Below are 7403 nucleotides of genomic sequence, written 5' to 3' on the forward strand. Positions count from 1 at the left end.
ACTCTACCGCGCGTCACCGTCCCGGATCGACGCATCGGCACCCCTATTTCACGCGGAGGACTTCGATGAACACCGTGCTCACGGGCGGACCGCACACGCGGTTCCTGCGCGGCCTGGAGCTTTCCGGCGGCGGCGTGGCCGTCCACGTCGGCGACCAGGCTCTCACCTACGAACAGCTGCACGAGCTGGCCCTGCGGTGGGGCGGCGCGCTGGCCGAGCGCGGCGCGCGCACGGTAGGGGTGCTGGCGGGCAAGGGGGTCACCGCGTACGCGGGCATCCTGGCCGCGTTGTACGCCGGGGCAACGGTCGTGCCGCTGCGCCCGGACTTTCCGGCCGCGCGGACGGCCCAGATGGTCGAGGCCGCGGGCATCGACGTCGTCATCGCCGATGGGCAGGCCCCGGCGGGGGTGCCTGTTCTCGACCAGCGTGCCGGTCGGGCTCTCTCGGCGCCGCTCGCGCCGGCCGACACTTCGTACGTGCTGTTCACCTCGGGGTCGACCGGGCGGCCCAAGGGCGTCCGGATCGGGCGCGCGGCGCTCGACCACTACTTCGGCCTGCTCGACGCGCGGTACGACTTCGCCCCGGACGACGTCTTCTCGCAGACGTTCGACCTGAACTTCGACTGCGCGATGTTCGACCTGTTCTGCGCGTGGGGCGCGGGCGCGCCGGCGGTCGTGCTGCCGGGCGGGGCGTACCGGAACCTGCCGCGGTTCGCGGCCGAGCGCGGGCTGACCGTGTGGTTCTCCACGCCGAGCGCCATCGACCTCGTCCGCCGCACCGGCGGCCTGACGCCGGGCGCGCTGCCCGGGCTGCGGTGGAGCTTCTTCGCGGGGGAGGCGCTGACGGTGCGCGACACGGCAGACTGGCGCGCCGCGGCGTCGTCGTCGATCGTGGAGAACCTCTACGGGCCCACCGAACTGACGGTGACGGTCTCGGGGTACCGCTGGGATGACGTCGAGACGCCGCGGGTCGCGGTCAACGGTGTGGTGCCGATCGGTGAGGTGCACGCGGGGCACGACTACCTGCTCTTGGACGAAGACGCCGGCGAAGGCGAGCTGTGCATCGCCGGACCGCAGATGACGCCGGGCTACCTCGACCCGGCCGACGAGCAGGGCCGGTTCCTGGACCGCGACGGCCAGCGCTTCTACCGCACGGGCGACCGCGTCCGCCGTCTTCCCGACGGGCTGGCGTACCTCGGGCGGCTGGACTCCCAGGTGCAGGTGCTGGGCTGGCGCATCGAGCTGACGGAGGTCGAGCACGCCCTGCGCGACTGCGGCGTCCAGGACGCGGTGGCGCTGGGCGTCGCCGGGGACGCGGGCACCGAGCTGTTCGTGTTCTACACCGGCGGCGAGCGCCCGGTGCTGGAGCTGGTGCGCGCGTTGCGGGCGGTGTTGCCGGAGGGCGTGATCCCGCGGCACTACCGGCACGTCGAGGAGTTCCCGCTGAACTCCAACCGCAAGATCGACCGCAAGACCCTGGCCGCCCGCGCGGCCGACCTCCTGGCCCCGGCGCCCGCCTGAGCCGTACCCAGCCGGACGACACGCGTACCCAGGCGGACGACACGCGTACTCAGGCGGACGACACGGCCGCGGGCGAGTGTCGTCCGCTCAGGTACGCGTGTCGTCCGTGCGGGTGCGCGTGTCGTCCGTCCGGGCGGTGGGGGTTAGGGGCCGTTAGGGGTGGGGATCCGCAGCTCGGCGCGGCTAGCTTTTCGAAGGTCTCCAGGTGTGTCTTCCACGCCGGCCCGGTGATCCTTCGAGTCCATACGGAGTGGCAGTCGTGAACGATTCCTTGGTCCATTCTCTGCTCGACGCCGCGGTGGGCGACGCGGCCGGGGCGACGGCCGTCCGCGACCGCGCCGGTGCGTGGACCTACGCGGAGCTCGACGCGTGGAGCCACGCCGTCGCCGTGGTGCTCGCGCGCCGCGGGGTCGGGCACGGCGATCGCGTCGTCGTGCAGCTGCCCACCGATCGGGCGCTCGTCGCCCTCTTCTACGGCACTTCGCGGCGCGGGGCGGTGTTCGTGCCGATCAACCCGGCGATGAAGAAGTTCCACTTCGACTCCGTCGTGGCCAACGCCGAACCCGTCCTCGTGCTGACCCCCGAGGAGTTCGGTCCCTTGTGGACGGAAGTCGAGGAAGCTCGCGGTAGCAAAGCGGAACCCGTCGACATCCACGAAGACGACATCGCCGTCCTCGTCTACACCTCCGGCAGCACCGCCGCGCCGAAGGGCGTCATCGGCCCGCACCGGCAGGTCACCTTCGCCACCCGCGCGATCCAGGAAGTCCTCGGCTACCGCCGCGACGACGTCGTCTTCTGCCGGTTCCCGATGTCCTGGGACTACGGCCTCTACAAGGTCCTGATGTCCACAGTGGGCCGAAGCGAGATCGTGCTCGCCGACGCCGAGTCGGATCTTCGGCTGCTGCAGCGAATGCGGGAGGTCGGCGCCACCGTCGTGCCGATCGTGCCGTCGCTGGCCACCATGATCGCCACGCTCGCCGCGCGTGACACCGAACCGGCGGCACCGGTCCGGCTGTTCACCAACACCGGCGCCGCCCTGCCCGACGCCACCATCGCCCAGCTGCGCGCGGCCTTCCCGGAAGCCAAGGTCGTCCGCCAGTTCGGGCAGACCGAGTGCAAGCGGATCACGATCATGCCGCCCGGCGAGGACACCGAGCGCCCCGGTTCGTCCGGGCTGCCGCTGCCGGGCACCTCCGTGCTGATCCTCGCCGCCGACGGCAGCGAGCTGCCGGCCGGGGACATCGGTGAGATCGTCGCCGCCGGCCCGCACGTGATGCCCGGCTACTGGCGGGCCCCCGAGATCTCCGCCCGCGCGTTCCGCCGCGACGAGACCACCGGCGAGCTGCGCCTGCACACCGGCGACTACGGCCGCCTCGACGCCGACGGCTACCTCTACTTCGAGGGCCGCCGCGACGACATGTTCAAGCGCAAGGGAATCCGGATGTCCACTTTGGAGATCGAAGCCGCGGCGATGGACATCCCCGGCGTCCGCGCGGCCGGCGCGATCCCGCCGAGCGACACGCGGGACCTCGCCATCTGCGTCGAGACCGACCTGCCGCCCACGACGGTGCTGCGCGAGCTGGCCAAGCGGCTGGAACCGCAGAAGGTCCCGTCACTGTGCCACGTCGTCGAGGAGTTCCCGCTCACGGCGCACGGCAAGAACGCCACCAAGGAACTCGCGCTGCTCGTGGAAGGGGCCCGCCGATGAGCATCGACATCGCCGGTGAATACGGCACGCCCACTTACGTCTACGACCTCGACGTCGTCGCCGAGTCGCGTGACCAGCTGTTCGGCCTGCTGCCGGAAGGCTTCCACCTGTTCTACGCGCTGAAGTCCAACCCCCATCCCGAGATCGCCCGCGAGCTGCGTCGCGGCGGCTGCCGCGCGGAGATCAGCTCCACCGGCGAGCTGGCCAACGCGCTGCAGGCCGGGTTCGACCCGGCCGGGATCCTCTACACCGGACCCGGCAAGACGAACGACGAACTCGAGCACGCGATCGCGACCGGCGTCCGGCTGTTCTCCGTCGAGTCGCTGACCGACCTGCAGCACGTCGGAGCCGCGGCGGAGAAGCACGGCGTCACAGCGTCCGCGCTGCTGCGCGTGAACACCACCGCGAGCAGCGGCGGCACCGGTATCCGGATGATGGGCCGCCCGTCGCAGTTCGGCATCGACGCCGAGACGCTGCCCGAGATCATGCCCGCGCTGAAGGCGGTACCCGGCGCCCGGGTCGTCGGCGCGCACTTCTTCACCATGAGCAACGCCCAGGACGAGGACGCCCTGCTCGGCGAGTACGAGTTCGTGCTCACCTCGGCCGCGAAGCTGCGCGACGAGGTCGGGCTGCCCCTGGAGGTCCTGGACATCGGCGGCGGGTTCTCCTCGCCGTACGCGGTGCCCGGCCCGCGCACCGACTACCCGAAGCTGCGCTCGGGCCTCGAGACGCTGCTCGACCTGCACCTGCCCGAGTGGCGCGACGGCGGGATCGAGCTGGCCTGCGAGTCGGGCCGCTACCTGTCCGGCAGCTGCGGATCGCTGCTGGCCGGCGTGGTGAACGTCAAGGAAAGCCGCGGCAGTCGGTTCGTCGTGCTCGACGCCGGGATCAACGTCGTCGGCGGCCTGTCCGGGATCGGCCGGCTGCTCCCCGCGGCCGTCGGCATCGAGGAAACCGGCGACGCGACGGGCAGCCTCGTCGGTCCACTGTGTACTCCCGGCGACTCGCTCGCCAAGGCGGCGAAGCTGCCCGAGCTGGCTTCCGGCGACGTCGTGACCGTGCCCAACGTCGGCGCCTACGGCGTCACCGCGAGCCTCATCAGCTTCCTCGGGCGGCCGGCACCGACGGAGGTTGTGGTACGCGGCGACGAGGTCGTCTCGGTGTCGCGGTTGGACTACCAGCGCGTCTACGAGGTTTCGCCATGACGGAAGAACTGCACTCCTACGCGGGCGGGGTCGTCACCGAGCCGTCGCGGCGGACGGTGATCGTCAGCAGCATGGCCTCGGACTCCCACACCTGGAACCTGGTCTACCTCGAGCTGCTCGTCGGCGAGCTGGGCTTCGACGTCGTGAACCTCGGAGCCTGCGTGCCCGACGAGCTGCTGGAGTCGGAGTGCCTGAGCCGCCGCCCGGCGATGCTCGTGCTGAGCAGCGTCAACGGCCACGGCCACCAGGACGGCCTGCGCGTGATCCAGCGGCTGCGGACCTTCCCCGGGCTGCGCGCCATGCCGGTGGTGATCGGCGGCAAGCTCGGCGTCGGCGGGGCACTCAGCGCGGAGGAGACCGCGCAGCTGCTGCTCGCCGGGTTCGACGCGGTCTTCGACGACCAGCAGGGCGCGGCGTCGTTCCGCCGGTTCGCCGCGACGCTCTCGGCAGGCGCGACCCAGGTGGAGGCGTGAGTTTCGAGGAGTTCGTCGCGCGTCGCCACGCCGCGGGCGAGCTTGTCGTCCAGCCTCGCATGGGCTTCGCCGACCCCGCCGCCATGCGCGCCGGGCTGGCCGCGACCAGGTCGGCGGCCGCCGCGACCGTCGGCACCGTCACGCTCGACAGCTACACCCGCGTCTGCGACACCGCGTCCGTCGCGCACGCGCTGCGCAACGGGATCGCCCTCAACGGCTACCCGATCGTCAACCACCCGGCCGACGTCACGCGCGCGATGCTCGACGGCCTCGAAGGCCCGGAGTTCCCGGTGCAGGTGCGGCACGGTTCGGCGCGGCCCGCGGACATCTTCCGCGCCATGATCGCCGCCGGCCTGCACGCCACCGAGGGCGGCCCGGTCTCCTACTGCCTGCCCTACAGCCGCACGCCGCTCGACGAGTCCGTGCGCAACTGGGCGCACTGCTGCGACCTGCTCCTGGACGCCGAGCACCCGGCCGGGCGCCCGCACCTGGAGACGTTCGGCGGCTGCATGATGGGCCAGCTGTGCCCGCCGAGCGAGCTGGTCGCGCTGTCGGTGCTGGAGGCGTTGTTCTTCTACCGCAAGGGCGTGCGCAGCATTTCGGTCAGCTACGCGCAGCAGACGAACATGACGCAGGACCAGGAAGCCGTCTCCGCGTTGCGCCGGCTGTGCGCCGAGCTGCTGCCCGAGGCCACCTGGCACGTCGTGATCTACGCCTACATGGGCCTGTTCCCCCGGACGTCCGACGGCGCGCGGGGCCTGCTCGGGACGGCGGCCGAGCTGGCCGTGAGCACCGGGTCGGAACGGCTGATCGTCAAGACCACCGCCGAGGCGCACCGGATCCCGACGGTGGCCGAGAACGTGGCGGCGCTGGAGCACGCGGGCGCGGTGGCGCGGTCGGTCACCGGCCGGGCGACTGTGGAGCAGGACAACCAGGTCTACCGCGAGGCGTACGCGCTCGTCGACGCCGTGCTGAACAGCCACGCCGACCTCGGCCGCGCGATCGTGGTCGCGTTCAAGCGCGGCCTGCTCGACGTCCCGTACTGCCTGCACCCGGACAACGCCGGGCAGGCGCGCAGCTACCTCGACCCCGCGGGCCGACTCGGCTGGTCGGAGCTCGGGTCGCTGCCGCTGCGCCGCGTGGTGGAGAGCCACCACGCGGCCCGGATCACCTCGTCGACGCTGATGTCGGCGCTTTCCCACATCCAGAACGCCTACGACGCCGAGGCGCTGGAACAACCGATGAGAGCGATTGGGGGCGAGTCGTGACGAGTTCACGCCGGACAGTCCGTGCGTATCCGTTCGACATGCACGAGATCTCCGTTTCCGAGCAGTACCACGTCCTGCAGCGCGAAGAGCCGATGAGCCGGGTGCAGATGCCCTTCGGCGAACCGGCCTGGCTGGCGACGAAGTACGCCGACGTCAAGCTGGTGACGACCGACCCGCGGTTCAGCCGGGAGCTCGCGCAGGGCCTCGACCAGCCGCGGATGCGCCGTCAGCAGATGGGCGACGGCATCATGGGGATGGACCCGCCGGACCACTCCCGCCTGCGCCGCCTGGTCGGCAAGGCGTTCACCGCGCGTCGCCTGGAGCAGATGCGCGACGGCGTGAAGGACCTGGTCAACCGCCTGCTCGACGACATGCAGGCGCACGGGAACAGCGCCGACCTCGTCGAAGAGCTGGCACGGCCGTTGCCGGTCACCGTGATCTGCGACCTGCTCGGGGTGCCGCAGGAGGACCACAAGATCTTCCGCGAGTGGACCCAGGCGCTGGTCAGCGACGCCACGGCGAAGGGCGACGTGCTCGACGTCTACGGCGACCAGCTCGACAACTACGTCGCCGGGCTGGTGGCCCAGCGCCGCGAGGAGCCGACCGACGACCTGCTCGGCGCGCTGGTCTACGCCCGTGACGCCGGTGACAAGCTGACCGAGAACGAGCTGATCTCGATCGCCGGCGCCGGCCTGCTGACCGGTGGCGTGGAGACGGTGTCGACGGCGCTGCCCAGCTTCGTCTTCACGTTGCTCACGCAGCCCGAGCTGCTGGCCCAGCTGCGCGCGGACCCGGACCTGATGCCGACGGCGATCGAGGAACTCCTGCGGTACGTGCCGATCAACACCGCGGCGATGTTCGCGCGCTACGCCACCGAGGACATCCGCTTCGGCGACGTCGTGGTGCGCGCGGGGGACCCGGTGCTGCCCGCGCTGCACGCGGCCAACCGCGACCCGGAGGTGTTCGCCGACCCGGACCGCATCGACCTGACCCGCAAGCCGAACCCGCACGTGGCGTTCGGCCACGGCCCGCACCACTGCATCGGTGCGCAGCTGGCGCGGCTGGAGCTGCAGGAAGCGCTGAAGGCGATTCTCGCGCGGTTCCCGGACCTGCGGTTCGCGGACGGGCGCGAGGGCGTCAAGTGGGAGTACGGCGTGATCGTGCGCGGGCCTTCGCTGCTGCGCATCGCCTGGTGATTTCCCGCCCCTAGAAAGCTTTTCAGGGGATTC

6 protein-coding genes are annotated in these 7403 nt (G+C 71.5%); all 6 read left to right on the forward strand.

Going from position 1 to position 7403, the window contains the following annotated elements:
- The first annotated feature begins 65 nt into the window (after nucleotides 1-65).
- The 6 genes from ABZ342_RS15950 (at nucleotide 66) to ABZ342_RS15975 (ending at nucleotide 7370) form a co-directional block, all read left to right on the forward strand.
- Nucleotides 66-1520 carry an AMP-binding protein gene (locus ABZ342_RS15950; protein WP_360473372.1) on the forward strand — a complete coding sequence of 485 codons (1455 nt, stop codon included), beginning with the start codon at nucleotides 66-68 and terminating at the stop codon, nucleotides 1518-1520.
- A gap of 259 nt (nucleotides 1521-1779) precedes the next feature.
- The gene (locus ABZ342_RS15955) at nucleotides 1780-3228 is read left to right on the forward strand and encodes an AMP-binding protein (RefSeq protein WP_360473374.1); all 1449 of its coding nucleotides are present in this window, start codon (nucleotides 1780-1782) and stop codon (nucleotides 3226-3228) included.
- Nucleotides 3225-4433, forward strand: coding sequence for a type III PLP-dependent enzyme (locus ABZ342_RS15960; RefSeq protein ID WP_360473376.1), 1209 nt, complete (start codon nucleotides 3225-3227; stop codon nucleotides 4431-4433). Before ABZ342_RS15955 ends, ABZ342_RS15960 begins: the two co-directional genes overlap by 4 nt.
- Nucleotides 4430-4906 carry a cobalamin-dependent protein gene (locus ABZ342_RS15965; protein ID WP_360473378.1) on the forward strand — a complete coding sequence of 159 codons (477 nt, stop codon included), beginning with the start codon at nucleotides 4430-4432 and terminating at the stop codon, nucleotides 4904-4906. The genes ABZ342_RS15960 and ABZ342_RS15965 overlap by 4 nt, the downstream gene beginning before the upstream one ends.
- Nucleotides 4903-6174 carry a methylaspartate mutase gene (locus ABZ342_RS15970; RefSeq protein WP_360473380.1) on the forward strand — a complete coding sequence of 424 codons (1272 nt, stop codon included), beginning with the start codon at nucleotides 4903-4905 and terminating at the stop codon, nucleotides 6172-6174. The genes ABZ342_RS15965 and ABZ342_RS15970 overlap by 4 nt, the downstream gene beginning before the upstream one ends.
- A gap of 38 nt (nucleotides 6175-6212) precedes the next feature.
- On the forward strand, nucleotides 6213-7370 hold the full coding sequence (locus ABZ342_RS15975) for a cytochrome P450 (RefSeq protein WP_155544762.1): 1158 nt from the start codon (nucleotides 6213-6215) through the stop codon (nucleotides 7368-7370).
- The last annotated feature ends 33 nt before the right edge of the window (nucleotides 7371-7403 follow it).

It is taken from the genome of Amycolatopsis sp. NPDC005961, assembly GCF_040629235.1.
GTDB classification, from domain to species: domain Bacteria; phylum Actinomycetota; class Actinomycetes; order Mycobacteriales; family Pseudonocardiaceae; genus Amycolatopsis; species Amycolatopsis camponoti.

Excerpts from the sequence above, each read along its gene's own strand:
- ABZ342_RS15950 (WP_360473372.1), top strand. The coding sequence starts at position 66 with ATGAACACCGTGCTCACGGGCGGACCGCACACGCGGTTCCTGCGCGGC.
- ABZ342_RS15960 (WP_360473376.1), top strand. The coding sequence starts at position 3,225 with ATGAGCATCGACATCGCCGGTGAATACGGCACGCCCACTTACGTCTAC.
- ABZ342_RS15965 (WP_360473378.1), top strand. The coding sequence starts at position 4,430 with ATGACGGAAGAACTGCACTCCTACGCGGGCGGGGTCGTCACCGAGCCG.
- ABZ342_RS15975 (WP_155544762.1), top strand. The coding sequence starts at position 6,213 with ATGCACGAGATCTCCGTTTCCGAGCAGTACCACGTCCTGCAGCGCGAA.